Raw genomic sequence first — 17,780 nt, forward strand, 5'->3', positions numbered from 1 at the left:
GACACAAACGCGCGCGCGTTTGCCGGGTGCTCGCGGAATGGTTACCGTTCCGCGAGCGTCTGGCGAATGCGCGCGCGTTTGTCGGTTGGGGGCTCGGCTCAGGGCTCGCTACCAGTAGGTCACGTCCGTGGCGACGACTCCGGTGCACTGACCGGTGAAGATGGTCACCGCGCAGGCCTCCCAGAGCCGCGACAGCATGTCGAAACCACCCAACACTCCGCTCGCGCTACCGGTGCTCGCGCTTCCGGTATCGGCCACCGCGACTGCCGGCGACGCGATGGCGATGACTGCGGCTCCCAACACAACAGCAATACGACGCTTCACGCTGTTCTCCTCTTCTCTTCCATCGGACATGGTTCGCTCGACACGCTAACCTCGCGTCCCAATTGTCACAATCGTCCGAACGAACGATGCCGGCCGTCAGAGCTCGAGGGTTCGGGCACTGACAAAGCGCCTGGGTTCACCGGTGAGGGGGTCCGTGAAATTCAGTGCTCGGGCGAGGAGCTGCAACGGCCGGGTGAAGTCATCGGCCGGAACCGAGGTGAACACCGGATAGTACGGATCGTTCGCGATGGGAATACCCAACGACGACAGATGGATTCGCAGCTGGTGGGTCTTACCCGTCTTGGGGAACAGTCGATACCGGGCGACAGTGCCGCCTTTATCGATCATTTCGATCAAAGTCTCGCTGTTTGCCTCCCCTGGCTCCTCGTATGCCGTCATCACCCCGTGCTCCTTGAGGATTCGGCTGCGCACGACGCGCGGAAAGAGCAGTGCTGCATCGAATCCCGCAACCGCCTCGTACTCCTTGGTGACGTTTCGGGAGGAGAAGAGTTCCTGATAGGGCCGTCGGGCATGCTTCGTCTTGGTGAAGAGCAACACCCCTGCGGTGGCGCGATCGAGTCGATGCGCGGGCGTCAGGTCGGGGCAGTCGAAGTGCTTGCGCAGTCGCACGGTCGCCGTCTCGGTGACGTGCCGACCACGCGGGATGGTGGCGAGGAAGTGCGGCTTGTCGATCACCAGCAGGTCGTCGTCCTCGTGCAGGATGCCGATCTCGAACGGGACCGGAACCTCCTGCGCTGGAATGCGATAGAAGTACACCTGACTTCCGGCGCGATACCGCGTATCGACGGAGATCGGCCTGCCCTTCTCGTCGACCACTTCGGCGTCGCGAATGGCCCGCCGCCAGTCGTCGTCGGGCAGCTCACGTTCGAGATACTCCACGACGGTGGTGACCGAATCACCATGCGGCAGAAGCAGTCTGAGCGGAGCGAGACCGTCCCGGAAGGGCAGCATCTTTCTAGGCGCAGTCGAGGCAGATCAACCGCAGACCACGGCCGGCGTCGCCGTCGAAGTCCTGGTACCGGGACGTCGGATTGCCGCAGGCACTGCAGCGACCGATGACGGCGGTGTGGTCGGAGAAGTTCTGCGCCATCCGCTTGTCGAAGACGAACAACGACCCCTCCCAGAGCGCGTCGTCGCCGAAAGTTTCTGCGTACCGAACGATTCCGCCGTCGAGCTGATACACCTCCTCGAAACCACGGGCCACCATCAGTGAAGAGAGCACCTCGCAGCGGACTCCCCCGGTGCAATACGTGACCACCGGGGACTTCTTCAGATGGTCGTAGCCACCGGAATCGAGCTGGGAGACGAAGTCCCTCGTCGTCTCGACGTCGGGCACCACCGCGTTCTTGAACTTGCCGATCTTCGCCTCGAAGGCGTTGCGCCCGTCGAAGAAAACGACGTCGTCGCCGCGGGAATCGACGAGCTCGTGCACCTGCTGCGGACTCAGGTGTTTACCGCCGCCGACCACTCCGTCGGCGTCGACCTTCAACTCGCCGGGGGCACCGAACGTGACGATCTCGTCGCGCACCCGCACGCTCAGGCGCGGGAAGTCGTTGCCGAGCCCCTCGGACCACTTGACGTCGGCCGCCTTGAACGCCGGATAGCTGCGAGTGCCGCGGACGTACCGTTTGACGTCGTCGACGTCACCGCCCACCGTCGCGTTGATGCCGTGCTCGGAGATCAGGATGCGTCCGGTCAGATTGTTCGACGCGGCCAGCGTCTGCTGCCACAACCGGATCGCCTCGGGATCGGGTAGCGGAGTGAACACGTAGAACAGGACGATTTTCGGTACAGCCACGCCGACAAGTATGGCGCGTTACCCGGCAGGTGGTGCCGCCGCCCGGACGCGCTGGGTGCCGGAGTCGACGGTGAAGCCCGCTCCCCAGTAGACGCCGGTCTGCGGATCCTCCTTGGCGGTGAGGAACCAGTGGTCCATCCGCGCCGCCGTCCTGGTGACCTCGAAGACACCGAACCCGTGACTGTCCAGGTCCACGAACTTCACGTGTTGGTTGAGCGCCTTGAATGCCTCCTCGGCGACCCGGCCCAGCGTGTGGGGCGGAGTACGCGTCAGGTCGTCGATGTTGGCCGAGCTGACCGAGGTGACGACGAGCTCCGTGGCAGCAGGCTCGGTGGTTGCGTACTGCGCCGCGTCGAGGGGTACCTCGCAGGCCCAGGCCGAGTGGATGTCGCCGGTGATGAAGACGGTGTTGTCGACGCCCGCGTCCACGATGGCACCGAGGAGCTTGCGGCGGTCGGCGGTGTATCCATCCCACGGATCGGCGTTGTACGGCAGACCGCCCTCCGGGATCCCGAGAAGCGAGGTGACCGCCCTGGCCGCGTCCCGGTCCAGCGGCGGGATGAGAGTGGGCGTGATCATCACCGGATTGCCGACGATCTTCCACTGCGTCGGCGACGAGACGATGCCGTCGGTGAGCCACTGCATCTGCTCCGCGCCGGTGATGGTCCGGTTGGGCGAATCGACCTCGGGACCGTTGAACGGCAACACCTGCTGCGAGCGGTAGGTGCGTAGGTCCAGCATCGACAATTCGAGGAGGTTGCCGAACCGCAGCCGACGGTAGAGGTGACGGTTGGTTGCGGTGCCCGCCGCGCGTACCGGCATCCACTCGTAGTACGCCTGCTCGGAATTGGCCTTGCGGGTGGACCAGTCGCCCTCGGTGCCCGGGGTGTGGTTCTGCGCGCCGGTGTCGTAGGCATCGTTGGCGGATTCGTGGTCGTCCCACGTGCAGATCCACGGCACGCCGATGTGCGCGGCCTGCAGATCGGGATCGGACTTGTACTGGCCGTGGCGCTGACGGTAGTCGGCAAGGGTGACGATCTCGTGGGTGGGCGAATGCTGCCGGATCACCCCGTCGCGTCCCGGGAATCCGCCGGTTTCGTACTCGTAGATGTAGTCACCGAGGTGGACGATGGCGTCCAAGTCCGTCCTGGCCGCCAGATGCCGATACGCGCCGAAGTAGCCGGACTCCCAGTTGGAGCACGAGACGACACCAAAACGCATCGCATCGATATCGGCGTCGTTGGCCGGTGCGGTGTGCGTGGTCCCGACGGCCGATGCCGCGTCGCTCGTCCGGAAGTCGTAGAAGTACGTGGTGTCCGCGCTGAGTCCGTCGACGTCGACCTTGACGGTGTGGTCGGTGGCGGGGCCGGTTTCGACGGTTCCGGAAGCGACGATGTCACCCATGTCCGCGCTGCGGGCAACACGCCACGTCACCGATACCTGCGGGCCGACGCCGGAGCCCGGGGTGGCGTCGGGCGCGGGGGTGATGCGGGTCCAGAGCACGATCGCGTCGGGCAACGGATCTCCCGACGCCACGCCGTGCAGAAAGCCGCGGTCGCTGCCCTGCGCGTGGGCGATCGCCGGCAGTGTCGTGGCGACTCCGGCCACCGCGACGGCCACCGACGACGAGCGAAGAAACGTCCTTCTGGAAAGCGCAGACTCAGCGTGCATCGGGTCAGTCCATGCGATGGATGGTCGGTGGTCAAGTAAGGCGCGCCTGGGTCGGCCACAGTGTTCACCGGCCGGCCATGTGCCGGACGCTGGTTTGCCGTCGTCGCTGCGGGAGAACACTCCGGGAATGGACGCTCTGTGGTTGTTCGGTGATCAGCTCGGCCCGCACTTTCACTCCGTGGACGAGCACGCGGATCGGGATGTGCTGATGATCGGGTCCCGGCGCGTGTTCCGGCGTCGGAGATACCACAGACAGAAGCTGCATCTCGTGTTGTCGGGGATGCGGCACCTCGCCGACGAGTTGGGTGATCGCGTCACCTACATGCAGACCGAGACGTACCGCGAAGGGTTGGCCGAGTACGGCAAGCCCGTGGTGGTGTTCGAGCCCACCTCGCACGCGGCGGAGAAGTTCGTCGCCACGTTGCAGGAGGAGGGTCTGGTTTCGGAAATTCTGCCGACGCCGATGTTCGCGCTTCCGCGGGCCGATTTCGCGGAGTGGGCAGCCGAGCGTGGCACCTTTCGGATGGAGACGTTCTACCGCGAACAACGCAAGAAGTTCGGTGTACTGATGGACGGTTCCGAACCGGTCTCCGGAAAATGGAACCTCGACGCCGAGAATCAGTCACCGCCGCCGAAGGGACGCCTGACGCTCGGAGTCGAAGAACCGTGGTGGCCGACCGAGGACGCGATCGACGAGCAGGTGCGCGCCGACCTCGACGACTGGGACCTCGACACCGTCGGAGTGGACGGGCCACGAGTGTTCGCGGTGACTGCTGCCGAGGCGTCGGATGCGTTGGCGCACTTCGTGAACTACCGCTTGGACGACTTCGGCAAGTACGAGGACGCCGTGATGGCCGACGACTGGACGATGTCGCACTCGCTGCTGTCGGTGCCACTGAACCTGGGTCTGCTGCAACCGCTGGACGTGGCGCATGCTGCCGAGGACGCGCATCGCGACGGCACCCCCTTGGCGAGCGTCGAAGGGTTCGTGCGGCAGATCCTCGGCTGGCGCGAGTACGTGTGGCATCTGTACTGGCATCTGGGGCCGGAGTATCTCGAGCGCAACAAGCTCGACGCCCATGAGCCGCTACCGGATTGGCTGACGGAGTTGGACGGTGATGCCGTGGTGGCGAAATGCCTGTCCAGCACCGTCGACGGTGTGCGTGATCGCGGGTGGGTGCACCACATCCCACGACTGATGATCCTGGGAAACTTTGCGCTGCAACACGCCTGGGACCCGCGAGCGTTGACCGACTGGTTCGCAACGGCTTTCGTCGACGGGTTCGCCTGGGTGATGCCGGTGAACGTGATCGGCATGAGCCAACACGCGGACGGTGGGGTGATCGCCACCAAGCCGTACGCCTCGGGCGGGGCGTACCTGAACCGCATGACCGACTACTGCAAGCCGTGCGAATTCAACCCGAAAAAGCGACTGGGCGACGACGCCTGCCCCTTCACCGCCGGTTACTGGGCATTCGTGCACCGGCATCGCGAGATGTTGGCGCAGAACCACCGCACCGCGCGGCAGGTGTCGTCGATGAACCGATTGAGCGACTTGGAGCAAGTGCTGGAACAGGAGCGTCAACGCGAGGTGTACTGACGCATCAGGAAACGCACCGACGTTCGGGTGCATTTGTCACACCAAATTGGCCGAGACGTGCGATCTTCGGGTACCGCGGGTCCTCTACCATGACACACCGACAGGTTCGGGTTCTCGAATCCTTATGCAGGGCAATAGTTTTCGATTGCACTATGGTTGTGCATAGAACACCTGTTCGATACACTTGCTCCCATGACCACGGAGATCTGGCAACTGAGCGAGAGCGAACTGCTCGCCGACGCCACCGCGGTCTCCCATCAGATCCAGTTGTTGGAAGCCAGGCGGATCGCTCTCGTCGCCGAGATCGACACCCGCGTCTCACGGGAGAAACTCGGCTTCCCCGGACCCGCCGGCTGGCTGACCTCCACCACCCTGCTCTCACCGTCGAAAGCAACCAAGATCGTCGCCCTCGCCCGCGGCATGGCTGCGTTTTCCGACATCGCCGACGCCGTGAACACCGGCGTGATGACCGTCGATCACGCCGCGCTGATCCTCACCTTCGCCGAAACCCCACCGGAGAACCTGCCGGAAAAGGGTCGCGACATGGCCCGCGCAGCCTTGATCAAATCTGCGACAGGACCCGACGCACGCACCGGCCAGATCCGAGCAGCGATCACCCGACTCGAAGACAGCTTCGGCAACAAGAAACCACCCGCCGAGAACACCGACCGCAACGAACTGTTCGCCTCCACAACCCTCAACGGGCGGCTGGTGTTGAAAGGCGATTTCGATGCTGTCACCGGCGAAAAGCTGCTCACTGCCCTCTCCCCGCTGACCGAACCCCACCCCGCCGCCGACGGCACCCAAGACCAGCGCAGCCCCGCCAAACGCAGAGCCGACGCCTTCGGCCACATCCTCGACCAATACCTCGCCTCCAGCGATCGCCCCATCGAAGGCGGAGAGCGCCCGCACCTGAACCTGCACATCCGGTTACAGGACCTCACCGACCTCCAGAACTGCGGCGGCGAAGACGACATCACCGACGACGAAACCTCACGCGCAGCAACCGAAACCGACACCGACACGGACCCCGTCGATCCGGTCGACATCAACACCGGCGCACCGATGCACCCCGACACGGCAGAACCGGACGCGGCGGATGAACCCGAGGCCGGCAAGGCTGCGGGAGCTGCCGCGGATCGTGGTGCGTATCGGGACCTGTTCGGCGACGGCACCACGGTCGGCTGGCTGCCGTGGATGGGACCGCTCTCCCGCAACACCTCCCGCCAACTCGCCTGCGACTGTGTTCTCACTGCGATCGTGATGGACGAGAACGGCAACCCGCTCAACCTCGCCCGCACCGCACGCACCATCACAGCCAAACAACGAAAAGCCCTCACCGCCCGCGATCACGGCTGCGCATTCCCCGGCTGCGGAAAACCCGCCGCCTGGACCGAAGGACACCACATCTGGCACTGGGGCGACGGCGGCCCCACCGACATGAACAATCTGGTTCTGTTGTGCGGGTTCCACCACCGCCTCATGCACCACTCCGATTGGGAAGTGTTCATCGGCACCGACAACCACCCGTGGTTCGTACCGCCAGCAACCGTCGACCCCTACCGGCAACCCAGACCATCACACGCCCGCGCAGGCCCCCACATCGCGTGAGCCCCAAGAAAGACACCAGCCCCGCACCGAGAACACGGTGCGGGGCTGGAAGAGATTGTTCGACAGACTCATTCGGGTGAAGCAAGGATCGGTCACCGCAGTGATGCGACATCATCTCGAGCACGGCCCGAGTCTCCATTGAGGGCGAGAGTGAAGGGAGAGCGATTGCGAGCGGCCAGCGGACGCTATGTTCCGGCTATGGCCGCCACTCTCTCGAACACGGGCTGCCAGATCGACCGTGGACTTCGGTGGCGTGCACGAGTCGCGTGGTTTCTCCGCTCCGCTCGATCACGCTATGACGTGCGGGCGTCGAGTTTCGCGACAGCCTCGTCGATCATCGGCACATATCGCTCGAGTGCCCACGGCACCGTCAGCGGATTGATGATGGACGATCCGGTGACGAACGACTGATCCGTCGGCGCAACGACCGAACCGCGGGACACAGCCGGAATCTGCTTGTATGCAGGCTGATTCTCGGTGTCGGTGCGGTTCTGCGGGTCCGAGTAGAAGGTGAAGATCAGGTCCGAGTCGTTCAACAGATTCGCGTTCTCCAACCCGATGACCGCCGAGTCGGTGCCCTCGGTCTCGTCGAGCGTGTTCACCACCGGATCGACCTGCAACCCGAGGGCTCGCACCATGGCGACGCGTTGTTCGTCGGCAAGAAACACTCCGAGGGTCCCCGGCCCGGTGTTGTAGATGTACGAGAAACTCACCCCGGCGTATTCGGGGTGCTCGCTGGTGGCGTCGGCGAAGCGGCCTTTGATCTTTTCGATCTCGTCCGCCGCCTTCTGCTCCTCCCCCATGGCCTTGCCGATGACGGTGATCTGGTCTTCCCAGGTGATCGTCCACGGCTGTTCCTCGTACGCGACCACCGGTGCGAATGCGCTCAGCTTGTCGAACTGATCCTGTGTGACGCCGGACCACGGGGCCAGAATCAAGTCGGGTTCGAGGGCAGCAACGGCTTCGATGTTCAATTCGGTTCCACCAGTGAACTGTTGGGGAAGTTCGGCACCCAACTCGGTCACCGCGTCGTGAACCCACGGCAGATACCCGGTGTCGTCGGCACCCCACGAGTACTCCTCGACGCCGACGGGCACGGTGCCCAGCGCGATCGCCGTCTCGGCCGAGCCCTGCCCCAGAGTGACGATGCGCTCCGGCTTCTCGGTGATGACGGCCTGACCCAGAGCCGAATCGATGGTGACAGTGGCAAAGTCACCGCCGCCGTCCTGTTCGGGCTCGGCAGTATCGGCAGAGGAGCACGCCCCCACCACCAGGGTTGCCACGGCAAGCGTGGACAGCAGGGTTGCACGGCCGGCAGTGCGTCGACCGGCCGGTGACACTGAGAACATGGTTACCTCTCGACGAACCAGCGGGAATCAAAGTAAGACTAGGCTAACCTACAAGTTCCGTTCAAATGCGCTGCCCGGCGGCCATTCGCTACGGTGGGTCGCATGAGCCTTCCTCGTCCAGCACCCGACCGGACCGCCGTCGTGACCGGAGCGTCCTCGGGCATCGGGGCATCCATCGCCCGCGAACTCGCCTCTCGGGGCTACGGCGTCACCCTCGTCGCTCGGCGAGCCGACAAGCTCGAAGACTTGGCACAGGAGATCCGAGCACGGGGAGTCCGAGCCGAGGTGCTCGCAGCAGACCTCTCCGACCGCAGCGCTCGCGCCGAACTGCTCGGCCGCATCACCGAACTCGGTCTCATCCCGGACATCCTGATCAACAACGCCGGACTGTCCACCCTCGGACCGGTCGCAGAATCGGACCCGGCTGCGGAAATGAACATGATCGAGGTCGACGTGGTCGCCGTTGCGGACCTGTGCACCCGATTCCTCCCCGGCATGGTCGAGCGCCGACGCGGCGCACTGCTCAACGTTGCCTCGACTGCCGCGTTCCAACCTCTGCCCGGACAGGCCGGCTACGGCGCGTGCAAGGCATTCGTGCTCTCGTACACACAGTCGCTGACCGGTGAACTGCGTGGAACCGGCGTCACGGCCACTGCGCTGTGCCCCGGACCGGTACACACGGGATTCGGCGAGGCCGCAGGGTTCGCGAAAGACGATGCAGAGAAGGCACTTCCACCTATCATGTGGGTCGAGGCGGACACAGTCGCCAAGACTGCCGTCGACGACATGACCAAGGGGCGCATGGTGTCGATTCCGGGAGCGGCCAACCGCATCGGATCCATCTTCGCGCAGATCACCCCGCGAACGGTGTTGGTGCCCATGCTCACTCGCATTCACCCCGGCCTGGGCAAGAACGCCCGCAAGGGAGCCTCGTCATGAGTCGCGAACTCACCGTCTCGGACAGCATCGTCGTCGCTGCCGATCCCAACACGCTGTACGCCGCGATCAGCGACCCCACGCGCATGGGTGAGTGGAGCCCGGAGAACAAAGGTGCCACCGTCCACGACCCTCGCGAGACTGCCTACGTGGGAATGGTGTTCGACGGAACCAACAAGCGCGGCCGGGCGAAGTGGGTCACGCGCTGCACCGTCACCGCGGCCGAGCCTGGCAAGACCTTCGAGTTCCGCGTCCACGCCATCGGCAAGAGCGTTCCGAAGATCAAGGGCGCGAACGCAACCTGGCGATACGACTTCGAACCGGTCGCAGGGGGCACGAAAGTGACCGAGACCTGGACCGACGACCGGACGAAGTGGCCCGACGCGCTGGCGCTCGTGTTCGACAAGATCGTCACCAGCGGTAAGACGTTCCCGCAGTTCCAGCGTCGCAACATTCGCAAGACGCTGGAGAATCTGCAGAAGGTTTACGCCTGATTCTCAGGCCCGCCGGGTGTACAGGCCTAAAACGTACGACGCCTGCCCGGCATGCTGAAGGTCGTCGGACACCACCGACACCAGCCGCGCACCCAGCGTGACCGGCGGGTCCCAGTTCTCGTCGACGATCCGATCCAGATCGTCGGTCGAGATACTGCTCAGGTAGGCAACGGTTTTCGAGTGCACGGCATCGTGGTACTCGCGCAGCAGTTCGGCGCTGGAGGTGACCTCGGCGACGTCCGCTGACGACTGGCCGTACCCGATATCGGACCGGTCGAACGGGAGACCGAAGCGCTCGAACCACGAGTCGGAGTTCCACAGCTGCTCGCTGCCTGCCACTCCGGCGATGTGGTCGTCCTGCACCCGCGTCAGGTGCCACAGCAACCACGCAATGCTGTTGGCCTCGGAGTCGGGCCGGTAGGTCAACGCTGCGGCGGGGATGTCGTCCAATACCGAGTGGACGAGTTCCTTGATTCGGCCGAACGCGTCGGTGAGCAGTTCGTTGTGATTCATGCGATCCGTTTCTCCTGTGACAGCACTGATGACCACCCATGCATACCCCCGATGCGCCCGCAGGGAACATCGGGGCGGTCCGAGCGCGTTGGACCGGATATGACTGCTCCAGCGATTGTGTACACCCGCACCGGCGATTCGTCCGTCCTCGAACTGAAGAATCGCGAGGTGACCGAGCCGGCCGCAGGCGAAGTTCGGGTCCGCATCGTGGTCTCGGGCGTCAATCCGACGGACTGGAAGAACAGGACCGGCGCCGGGCCGGGTGAGAACTTGGCGTTCGACGAGGTGGTACCGAACCAGGACGGTGCCGGAGTGATCGACGCTGTCGGCCCCGATGTCGAGGGGCTTGCCGTCGGAGATCGCGTCTGGGTCTACCTGGCCCAACATCAGCGCCCGACCGGTACCGCCCAGTCTTTCTCGATCCTGCCTGCGTCCCGAGTGGTTCGGCTGCCTGATGGCGTCGGATTCGACGTGGGCGCAAGCCTCGGAGTGCCCGCGATGACGGCGCACCGCGCACTGACCGTCTCCGAGGACGGACCCACGCGGCTGCACCCGGGTGCGCTGGACGGCAAGTCGGTTCTGGTCGCCGGTGGTGCCGGTGCCGTCGGCCATGCCGCGATTCAGTTGGCCCGTTGGGCGGGCGCGACCGTGGTGACGACGGTCAGCGGACCGGAGAAGGGCGCACTGGCCACCGCCGCGGGCGCGCACCACGTGGTGAACTACAAGACCGGCGACGCCGCCGCCGAAATTCGTGAATTGGTTCCTGCCGGAATCGATCTCATCGTCGAGGTCGCTCCCGCACAGAACGCCGCACTCAACGCTGCCGTAGGAGCGAACCCCGCCTCGATCGCGGTGTACGCCAACAATGGCGGCGACACAGTGACCCTCGACGTTCGGCCGAACATGGTGCTCAACACGCGCTACCAGTTCGTCCTCCTCTACACCGTGGGCGACGAAGCTCTTCGCAACGCCGAGGCGGACGTCAGCGCTGCGGCAGCAGCGGGCGTGCTCGAGGTGGGCGAGGCCACCGGCCTACCGCTGCATCGGTTCTCGCTGAGCGAGACCGCAGCGGCACACGACGCCGTCGAGAACGGAACCGTCGGCAAGGTGCTGATCGACGTCTCCAGCGAATAACTCAGGTGATGACCGGCAACGTGGACCATGGGAAATTGATCCACTTGTCGGTCTCACGCCATAGATAATCCGGCTGCACAATGGTTCTCGGCTTGGTGTAGATCACGGCCGATCGCACGTCGGCGGTATGCACCTTCAGTAGGTCGATGACCAGAGCCAGTGTGCGGCCGGAATCGGCGACGTCGTCGACGACGAGCAACTTCTTTCCGACGATTGCGTCGGTGTCCAGAAGTGGTTCGAGGACAACAGGATCGGGCAGGGTCTCCTCGATGTCGGAGTAGAACTCGACATTGAGGGTGCCCGCCGCCTTGACGCCCATCGCGTAGGAAATCGCACCCGCGGGAATGAGTCCGCCGCGAGCGATCGCGATGACGATGTCCGGGACGAACCCGTCGTCGACGATCTTCTCGGTCAGGTCACGCGAGGCGTCCCCGAACGTCGCCCATGTCAGCACTTCACGTTCCTGTTCGGTCATGGAACATCACTCTACCCAGCACCAGATTTTGCCGAAATAGCAACGATGTTTGCGTGAAGGCCTGGCAGCGGGCAGTCTCGAACCATGGCCGACCACACACATACTCACACTCATTCCGCCGACGGGGCCCACGTGGAACCGGATTTCGAGAACGGTGCCTTCGACGAGGCGTTCTGGGACGACCTCTACAACCAGCGCACCACCATCTGGAGCGGCAATCCCAATGCCGTGTTGGTACAGGAAGCGTCCGAGCTGACTCCGGGTCGCGCACTGGACATCGGCTGCGGTGAAGGTGCGGACTCCCTGTGGCTGGCCGGCGAAGGTTGGAACGTGACCGGCGTCGACATCTCCGATGTCGCCCTCGGCCGGGCTCGCGCGGCGCAGCAGGCGCTGGAGCCGCAGACACTCGCGGTGGAATGGCGTCAGGAAGACGTTCTGGACTGGACTCCCCCGGCCGCGGCGTTCGATTTGGTCTCGGTGCATTTCCTGCAGGTGCCGCCGGACGAGCTCGCACTGACCACCCGGAGGTTCGCGGCTGCTGTCGCACCGAGGGGACGTCTTCTGATCGTCGGGCACAGTCCGAGCGACAGCCACGCTTCGCAGCACCCGGCCAAGAATCGGCTGTTCGCTCCGGAACCGGTGGTCGCCGCGGCGGGCGACGGGTTCGAGCAGATCCATGCCGAACACCGCACCCGTACGACGCCCGACGGCGACGAGCGAATCGACACGGTGGTGGTACTGCAGCGCCGGTAAACTCTGGCGGTGTTCTCGCAGTCGACGTATCGAATTCCCCTGGCCGTCACCTTCGTGGTGGCGCTGATCGTGCTGTTCACCCCTGCGTCCGGGGTGCCGTCGGGATTTCAGCACAGCGACAAGATCATTCACTTCCTGTTGTTCGCGGTCCTCGCGTATACCTCCCGCCTGGCCGGAATCGGCTGGGCCGGCACCGCGCTGTGGGTACTGGCATTCGCGGCGATCTCGGAGGTCCTGCAAGCGAATCTGCCGCTGGGACGCTCCGGATCGGTCGCCGACGCTCTCGCCGATGCCGCCGGAGTTGCTGTGGGCCTGGTCGCGGCGAGCCGGGTACTACCGCGGCCCGTCGGAAATGCCGCGGACCTGCACTAGACTGTGCCTGCACCGGGTTTCCCCGGCCTGCGCGCACACTCCGGAAGGAACGCCATCACCTCGTCCTCTGCCCCGCACGATATCTACCTCGTTCCACCGGAGCACGAGACCAATGATGCCGTCACCCGAGAATCCGCAGCGTCCGCAGCACGCCTGAGCGAACGATCCGACGTGGTCAGCCACGACGGCCGCTACGCACTGACGATCACCTCCACCACCCCGCACCAGGCAATGGTCGAGGATCTGCTGTTCGTTCGCGCCGTGCTCGACGCCGCCCGCATCAAGTATTTGCTCGTCCGCGGCAACGACGAACGACCGGTCATCGCTATCGAGCTGGCTGCCCGGGACGCGCTGACCACCGCATTGGTGCACGCCTGCCGCGCCGAGCCGTTCTACTCCAAGACCGTCGACGCCCGCGGGAAAGCCGTGCTGGTTGCCGACGGCACGCTCTCACCGTCGGCCAACGCCCGGATCGTGCGGCTGTACCGTCCGCGAGTCGAACCGTTCAGCGGGTTGTACTACGGCGCATCGACGGCAGTGCAGATCGAACTGTGGTCGTTCTCGCCGTCCGAGATCGTGCTTCCGATCGAGAATTCGCTGACCCGTCGCAACATTCGGCCCGACGAGGCCGTCCGCGGCACGGTCGAACGCTTCGGACGAACCTGGCCGACCATCGAGAACATGTTCGCCGACCACGCGTCGGACATCAATTTCGACATCGACATCGTGTTCTCCTGGGTCGACGGCTCCTCGGCAGAATTCCAGGCTCAGCGCGCGCGGCGGATGGCGAACTACGTCGTCGGTGAGGGTGACGACTCGGCAGCCCGCTACCGGCAGATCGACGAACTGAAGTACGCGCTGCGGTCGATCCACATGTACGCACCGTGGATCAGGCGCATCTTCGTGGCCACCGACTCGGCGAGGCCTGCATGGCTCGCCGACCACCCCAAGGTGACGTTCGTGCCGAGCGAGGCCTTCTTCGTCGACACATCCGTTCTGCCGACCCACAATTCGCAGGCCGTCGAAAGCCAGCTGCACCACATCCCCGGATTGTCCGAGCACTTCCTGTACTCGAACGACGACATGTTCTTCGGTCGACCGGTCAGTCCGTCGATGTTCTTCTCCCCCGGCGGAATCAGCATGTTCATCGAGGCGACGACCCGAATCGGGTTGGGCTACAGCGACGCCGACCGCAGCGGCTTCGAGAACGCGGCCCGCGTGAACCGTCGAATCCTGCAGAACCGATTCGGAATGACCACAACCCGGCATCTCGAACACGCGGCAACACCGCTGCGGCGCAGCGTGATGCAGGAGATGGAGAACGAATTCCCGGACGAGTTCGCCTCCACCGCGGCGAGCGCGTTCCGGGCGAGCACCAACATCTCGGTGACCAACTCGCTGTACCACTACTACGCCCTGATGAGCGGTCGCGCCGTGGTCCAGAAGGACGCCAAGGTCCGGTACATCGACACCACCACCGTGGCCGGTCTCGACCTGATGGAGAAGCTGCTCCCCAAGCGCTCGGTGGACTTCTTCTGCCTCAACGACGGCAGCTTCCCGGAGGTCGACCTGGACCTGCGCACCCGAACGGTGACACAGTTCCTGGACAAGTACTTCCCCATCGTCGCGCCGTGGGAACGCGAACAGCGTTAGGCGTCGCTGAACGTCTTGCGCCGCGCGCTGTCTGCGATGGTCACTCCCGCTGCATTCAGCCTGCGCGCAGTCTCCTGAGCCGAGACCGGCTCTCCCACAGTGTCGTACGACCCTGTGGGCACCACCGAATGCACGACGGTGTCCTCGTAGACGTGGACCAAGTTGTAGCCCTGGGCACCGTCGCGTCCGCGCAATCCGCCTGCGGGCACGTTCAGATCCTGGGTGTAGCACGTGGCCGACGCCACCGAGACCGGGATACCCGCGAACGTGGCCGTCGTCGAATAGTGCAGGTGCCCAGCAAGAATGGATCGCACATCGGTTCCGCGTAGCACGTCGGCCAGCCGAGGCTGATCGATCAGCTCGACCAGCACGGCGAGATCGAGCACGGTCGGTACCGGCGGATGATGCATCGCGAGAATGGTGCCGAACTCGGCGGGGGTCGCGAGAGTGTCTGCCAGCCAGGCCAATTGCTCGTCGCCGAGCTCGCCGTGATGCCTGCCCGGTACCGTCGTGTCGAGCGTCACCACCCGAAGACCGTCGACGTCGTGGACACGATCGATGGACTGCCCGGTGGGTTCGGCGTCGAGAAGCTTCTGACGAAACGTCGACCGGTCGTCGTGATTGCCCATCGCCCAGACGATCTGCGCACCGAGTTCCTCGGCCACCGGCTCGACCAACGCGCGCAATTTCTCGTACGCGCCCGGCTCACCCTTGTCCGTCAGATCCCCCGTGAACACCAATGCGTCGGGCCGCACACCGGAGTTGCGTACGTCGGTCATCACCTGCTCGAGCCGCAAATGACTGTCCACGCCCCCGTACAACCGACCTCCGCCGTCGACGAGATGCGTGTCGCTGATATGCAGCAAGCAGTGATGGGGACGTGGGTACTCGGCCATCCGAGACTTCATCGAACTCTCGCTCACGATCGGACCTACCGTTTCACGTTCACCCGGCCGGGCGAACGCCACTGTTGCAACCCAAGCATACGAGCGTTCACTGAGAAAAAGCTGGTCGGATCTACGCGGTGAACACCGCACCAACATCCGGCGTGTGACAGGTTGAGAGCATGACGAAACCGAAGCTGACCACCCTTCTCGCAACTGCAGGACTGACGGTGGGGTCGATGGTCGGCATCGGCGTCGCGCCCGCTGCCGCGCAGGAGCTGCCGACCGTGGTGCTGGTGCACGGAGCCTTCGCGGACAACACCAGCTGGGACGGCGTAGCCGACAACCTCCGTGGCCGCGGCTACCCGGTGGTGACGGCGGACAACTCGCTGCGCGGACCGGCGTTCGACGCGGCCTCGGTCACCGATGTCGTCGAGAGCATCGACGGGCCGGTGGTACTGGTGGGCCATTCGTACGGCGGCACGGTGATCAGCAACGTGCACGCCGACAACGTGGAAGCGCTGGTCTACGTCGCCGCGTTCATGCCCGTCGAGGGCGAACCCGTCGCCTTGGAACTCGACCCCATCCGATTCCCGGTGACCGCGCTGGTGCCGCCGGTGATCGGCCTGTCGATCGTCGACGATTCCTCCAACCTGATCGGCAGGAACGTCGACTCGTACATAACGCCTGCCCTGTTCCGGCCGTTCTTCGCCCCTGATGTCACCGAGGAGCAGGCCGCGCGCATGGTCGCTCACCAGAAGACGATCGCTGCCGGTGCGCTGCTCGAGCCGAGCGGCCCACCGTCCTGGGCGGACACACCGTCGTGGGCGCTGATTCCCCAGCAGGATCAGATCATCCCGGCCTCGGCCGAGCGGTTCATGGCGCAGCGGGCGGGTGCTCGGGTGACCGAGGTGCCGGGTTCGCACGCGATCCTGGTCTCGAACCCCGCAGCCGTGGCCGATCTCGTCGCCGAGGCGGATGCGGGCAGCTGACACCTCACGAAACGACCTCGGGCCCGGCCACCTGTCGACGGTGGCCGGGCCCGAGGAGTGTTAGGACGAGCGTCAGATCCCGATGAGATCGTGATCGGCGACCTTCGCGGCAAGGATGCGTAGGTGCTCGTCGGCACCACCCAGCGTGTGCTCGATGGCCACCAGTCGACTGGTGTAGTGCCCCACCGGATATTCGGCCGTCACGCCGATTCCGCCGTGCAACTGAATGGCCTCCTGGCCGATCTTGCGACCGGACCGCGAGATCTGCAGCTTCGCTCGCGACGCGATGGTCGGGTCGATGTTGCCGTCGGCCAAGGACATCGTGGCGTACAGGCTCATGCTGCGGGCGAGTTCGAGCAGCACGTACATGTCCGCCGCACGGAAGGTGAGCGCCTGGAACTTGGCCAGCGGAACCCCGAACTGCTTGCGCTGCTTGAGGTAATCGGTGGTCAACCGAAGCGCCTCTTCCATCGCACCGATCGCCTCGGCGCAGAGCGCGGCCTGCGCTCGCACCTCGGCACCGGTGATGGCCGCGGCCGCGTTCTCGGCGGTGCCGAGCGGTTCGGCTGCGACGTCGACGAATTCGATCTGCGCGGCGCGCTGACCGTCGTGGGTGGCGTAGGACTTGCGCGTGAGACCGGTCGCATCGGCGTCGACGACGAACAGTCCCGTTCCACCGCTGGGCAGCGTCGCACTGACGACGATCACGTCTGCGCTACCACCGTGCGGAACCGGATTCTTGACGCCGTTGATCGACCACGATCCACCGTCCTCGGTGGCGGCGGTGGCGACCTCGACGTTGGGCCAGCGGCTACCGGATTCGTTGTGCGCGAACGCCAACATCGACGATCCCTCGGCCACGGGCGGCAGGAGCCGCGCGCGCTGATCGGCGCTGCCGAGCTCGGAGATCAACCCGCCGGGAACGAGAACGGCGTCGAGAATCGGCTCCGGTGCGAGCCGTCGTCCGACCTCGGTCATCACCGCCATGATCTCCACCGGACCGGCGTCCATCCCGCCGTCTTCTTCGCTGAACGTCAGACCCAGGAGGCCGACCTCGGCCAACTGCTTCCAGACGTCGGTGCTCCAGCCCAGCTCACCGGCAACGATCTTGTTGCGCTTCTCGGTGTCGTAGGCCCGCGAGAGAACCTCACGAGTGGTGTCGCGCAGCAGCTTCTGCTCTTCGTTGAGTTCGAAATCCAT

Annotated in this window: 18 protein-coding genes; 9 read left to right on the forward strand and 9 right to left on the reverse strand. The window is 64.9% G+C overall.

Annotated elements, in window-relative coordinates; translation table 11 throughout:
- Positions 1–108 precede the first annotated feature (108 nt).
- The 4 genes from CH256_RS10600 to CH256_RS10615 form a co-directional block, all read right to left on the reverse strand.
- Positions 109–324, reverse strand: a complete 216-nt coding sequence (locus tag CH256_RS10600; RefSeq protein ID WP_143536553.1) for a hypothetical protein — start codon at positions 322–324, stop codon at positions 109–111.
- Between the two features lie 96 nt (positions 325–420).
- Positions 421–1,296, reverse strand: coding sequence for a pseudouridine synthase (locus CH256_RS10605; protein WP_094669568.1), 876 nt, complete (start codon positions 1,294–1,296; stop codon positions 421–423).
- Positions 1,297–1,300: 4 nt separating this feature from the next.
- Entirely contained in the window at positions 1,301–2,143 is an 843-nt protein-coding gene (gene trhO, locus CH256_RS10610) for an oxygen-dependent tRNA uridine(34) hydroxylase TrhO (RefSeq protein ID WP_094669569.1), read from the reverse strand.
- Between the two features lie 18 nt (positions 2,144–2,161).
- Entirely contained in the window at positions 2,162–3,814 is a 1,653-nt protein-coding gene (locus CH256_RS10615) for an alkaline phosphatase D family protein (RefSeq protein WP_094669570.1), read from the reverse strand.
- 127 nt (positions 3,815–3,941) lie between these two features.
- On the opposite strand from CH256_RS10615, the gene CH256_RS10620 reads away from it, so the two are divergent.
- On the forward strand, positions 3,942–5,414 hold the full coding sequence (locus CH256_RS10620; RefSeq protein ID WP_094669588.1) for a cryptochrome/photolyase family protein: 1,473 nt from the start codon (positions 3,942–3,944) through the stop codon (positions 5,412–5,414).
- A gap of 192 nt (positions 5,415–5,606) precedes the next feature.
- Positions 5,607–7,025 carry an HNH endonuclease signature motif containing protein gene (locus tag CH256_RS10625; RefSeq protein WP_094669571.1) on the forward strand — a complete coding sequence of 473 codons (1,419 nt, stop codon included), beginning with the start codon at positions 5,607–5,609 and terminating at the stop codon, positions 7,023–7,025.
- A gap of 293 nt (positions 7,026–7,318) precedes the next feature.
- On the opposite strand, the gene CH256_RS10630 is transcribed toward CH256_RS10625, so the two are convergent.
- Positions 7,319–8,374, reverse strand: coding sequence for an iron-siderophore ABC transporter substrate-binding protein (locus tag CH256_RS10630; protein WP_094669572.1), 1,056 nt, complete (start codon positions 8,372–8,374; stop codon positions 7,319–7,321).
- A gap of 102 nt (positions 8,375–8,476) precedes the next feature.
- Here CH256_RS10630 and CH256_RS10635 point away from each other — a divergent pair, with 102 nt between their 5' ends.
- Both CH256_RS10635 and CH256_RS10640 read left to right on the forward strand, forming a co-directional pair.
- Positions 8,477–9,313, forward strand: coding sequence for an SDR family NAD(P)-dependent oxidoreductase (locus CH256_RS10635; RefSeq protein ID WP_094669573.1), 837 nt, complete (start codon positions 8,477–8,479; stop codon positions 9,311–9,313).
- The gene (locus tag CH256_RS10640; RefSeq protein ID WP_094669574.1) at positions 9,310–9,804 is read left to right on the forward strand and encodes an SRPBCC family protein; all 495 of its coding nucleotides are present in this window, start codon (positions 9,310–9,312) and stop codon (positions 9,802–9,804) included. Before CH256_RS10635 ends, CH256_RS10640 begins: the two co-directional genes overlap by 4 nt.
- Positions 9,805–9,807: 3 nt before the next feature.
- Here CH256_RS10640 and CH256_RS10645 read toward each other — a convergent pair whose 3' ends face one another.
- Entirely contained in the window at positions 9,808–10,317 is a 510-nt protein-coding gene (locus CH256_RS10645; protein ID WP_094669589.1) for a mycothiol transferase, read from the reverse strand.
- A 99-nt stretch (positions 10,318–10,416) separates the two neighbouring features.
- Between CH256_RS10645 and CH256_RS10650 the strand changes: the two genes are divergently transcribed.
- Positions 10,417–11,451 (forward strand): NADPH:quinone reductase, encoded by a 1,035-nt coding sequence (locus tag CH256_RS10650; protein ID WP_094669575.1) that lies wholly within the window; start codon positions 10,417–10,419, stop codon positions 11,449–11,451.
- A 1-nt stretch (position 11,452) separates the two neighbouring features.
- Here CH256_RS10650 and CH256_RS10655 read toward each other — a convergent pair whose 3' ends face one another.
- A complete protein-coding gene (locus CH256_RS10655; RefSeq protein WP_094669576.1) occupies positions 11,453–11,926 on the reverse strand; it encodes a phosphoribosyltransferase in 474 nt (157 codons plus the stop codon).
- Positions 11,927–12,010: 84 nt separating this feature from the next.
- Between CH256_RS10655 and CH256_RS10660 the strand changes: the two genes are divergently transcribed.
- From CH256_RS10660 to CH256_RS10670, 3 genes are all read left to right on the forward strand, one after another.
- Positions 12,011–12,679 (forward strand): class I SAM-dependent methyltransferase, encoded by a 669-nt coding sequence (locus CH256_RS10660; protein ID WP_094669577.1) that lies wholly within the window; start codon positions 12,011–12,013, stop codon positions 12,677–12,679.
- Positions 12,680–12,688: 9 nt separating this feature from the next.
- Positions 12,689–13,051 carry a VanZ family protein gene (locus CH256_RS10665; protein WP_094669578.1) on the forward strand — a complete coding sequence of 121 codons (363 nt, stop codon included), beginning with the start codon at positions 12,689–12,691 and terminating at the stop codon, positions 13,049–13,051.
- Positions 13,052–13,204: 153 nt separating this feature from the next.
- Positions 13,205–14,704, forward strand: coding sequence for a stealth family protein (locus CH256_RS10670; protein ID WP_179272068.1), 1,500 nt, complete (start codon positions 13,205–13,207; stop codon positions 14,702–14,704).
- Here the strand turns inward: CH256_RS10670 and CH256_RS10675 are convergent.
- A complete protein-coding gene (locus CH256_RS10675; protein WP_094669590.1) occupies positions 14,701–15,612 on the reverse strand; it encodes a phosphodiesterase in 912 nt (303 codons plus the stop codon). The two genes, CH256_RS10670 and CH256_RS10675, sit on opposite strands and share 4 nt — an antisense overlap.
- A 158-nt stretch (positions 15,613–15,770) precedes the next feature.
- Between CH256_RS10675 and CH256_RS10680 the strand changes: the two genes are divergently transcribed.
- Entirely contained in the window at positions 15,771–16,580 is an 810-nt protein-coding gene (locus CH256_RS10680) for an alpha/beta fold hydrolase (protein WP_094669579.1), read from the forward strand.
- A 72-nt stretch (positions 16,581–16,652) separates the two neighbouring features.
- Here CH256_RS10680 and CH256_RS10685 read toward each other — a convergent pair whose 3' ends face one another.
- On the reverse strand, positions 16,653–17,780 hold the full coding sequence (locus CH256_RS10685; RefSeq protein ID WP_094669580.1) for an acyl-CoA dehydrogenase family protein: 1,128 nt from the start codon (positions 17,778–17,780) through the stop codon (positions 16,653–16,655).

Origin of the sequence: Rhodococcus sp. 05-2254-6 (assembly GCF_002258565.1) — a bacterium.
Lineage (GTDB): Bacteria > Actinomycetota > Actinomycetes > Mycobacteriales > Mycobacteriaceae > Rhodococcoides.

Coding starts and splice junctions, on each gene's coding strand:
- CH256_RS10605 (WP_094669568.1), bottom strand. CDS start 1,296: ATGCTGCCCTTCCGGGACGGTCTCGCTCCGCTCAGACTGCTTCTGCCG.
- CH256_RS10615 (WP_094669570.1), bottom strand. CDS start 3,814: ATGCACGCTGAGTCTGCGCTTTCCAGAAGGACGTTTCTTCGCTCGTCG.
- CH256_RS10620 (WP_094669588.1), top strand. CDS start 3,942: ATGGACGCTCTGTGGTTGTTCGGTGATCAGCTCGGCCCGCACTTTCAC.
- CH256_RS10625 (WP_094669571.1), top strand. CDS start 5,607: ATGACCACGGAGATCTGGCAACTGAGCGAGAGCGAACTGCTCGCCGAC.
- CH256_RS10630 (WP_094669572.1), bottom strand. CDS start 8,374: ATGTTCTCAGTGTCACCGGCCGGTCGACGCACTGCCGGCCGTGCAACC.
- CH256_RS10635 (WP_094669573.1), top strand. CDS start 8,477: ATGAGCCTTCCTCGTCCAGCACCCGACCGGACCGCCGTCGTGACCGGA.
- CH256_RS10640 (WP_094669574.1), top strand. CDS start 9,310: ATGAGTCGCGAACTCACCGTCTCGGACAGCATCGTCGTCGCTGCCGAT.
- CH256_RS10645 (WP_094669589.1), bottom strand. CDS start 10,317: ATGAATCACAACGAACTGCTCACCGACGCGTTCGGCCGAATCAAGGAA.
- CH256_RS10650 (WP_094669575.1), top strand. CDS start 10,417: ATGACTGCTCCAGCGATTGTGTACACCCGCACCGGCGATTCGTCCGTC.
- CH256_RS10655 (WP_094669576.1), bottom strand. CDS start 11,926: ATGACCGAACAGGAACGTGAAGTGCTGACATGGGCGACGTTCGGGGAC.
- CH256_RS10660 (WP_094669577.1), top strand. CDS start 12,011: ATGGCCGACCACACACATACTCACACTCATTCCGCCGACGGGGCCCAC.
- CH256_RS10675 (WP_094669590.1), bottom strand. CDS start 15,612: ATGAAGTCTCGGATGGCCGAGTACCCACGTCCCCATCACTGCTTGCTG.
- CH256_RS10680 (WP_094669579.1), top strand. CDS start 15,771: ATGACGAAACCGAAGCTGACCACCCTTCTCGCAACTGCAGGACTGACG.
- CH256_RS10685 (WP_094669580.1), bottom strand. CDS start 17,780: ATGGATTTCGAACTCAACGAAGAGCAGAAGCTGCTGCGCGACACCACT.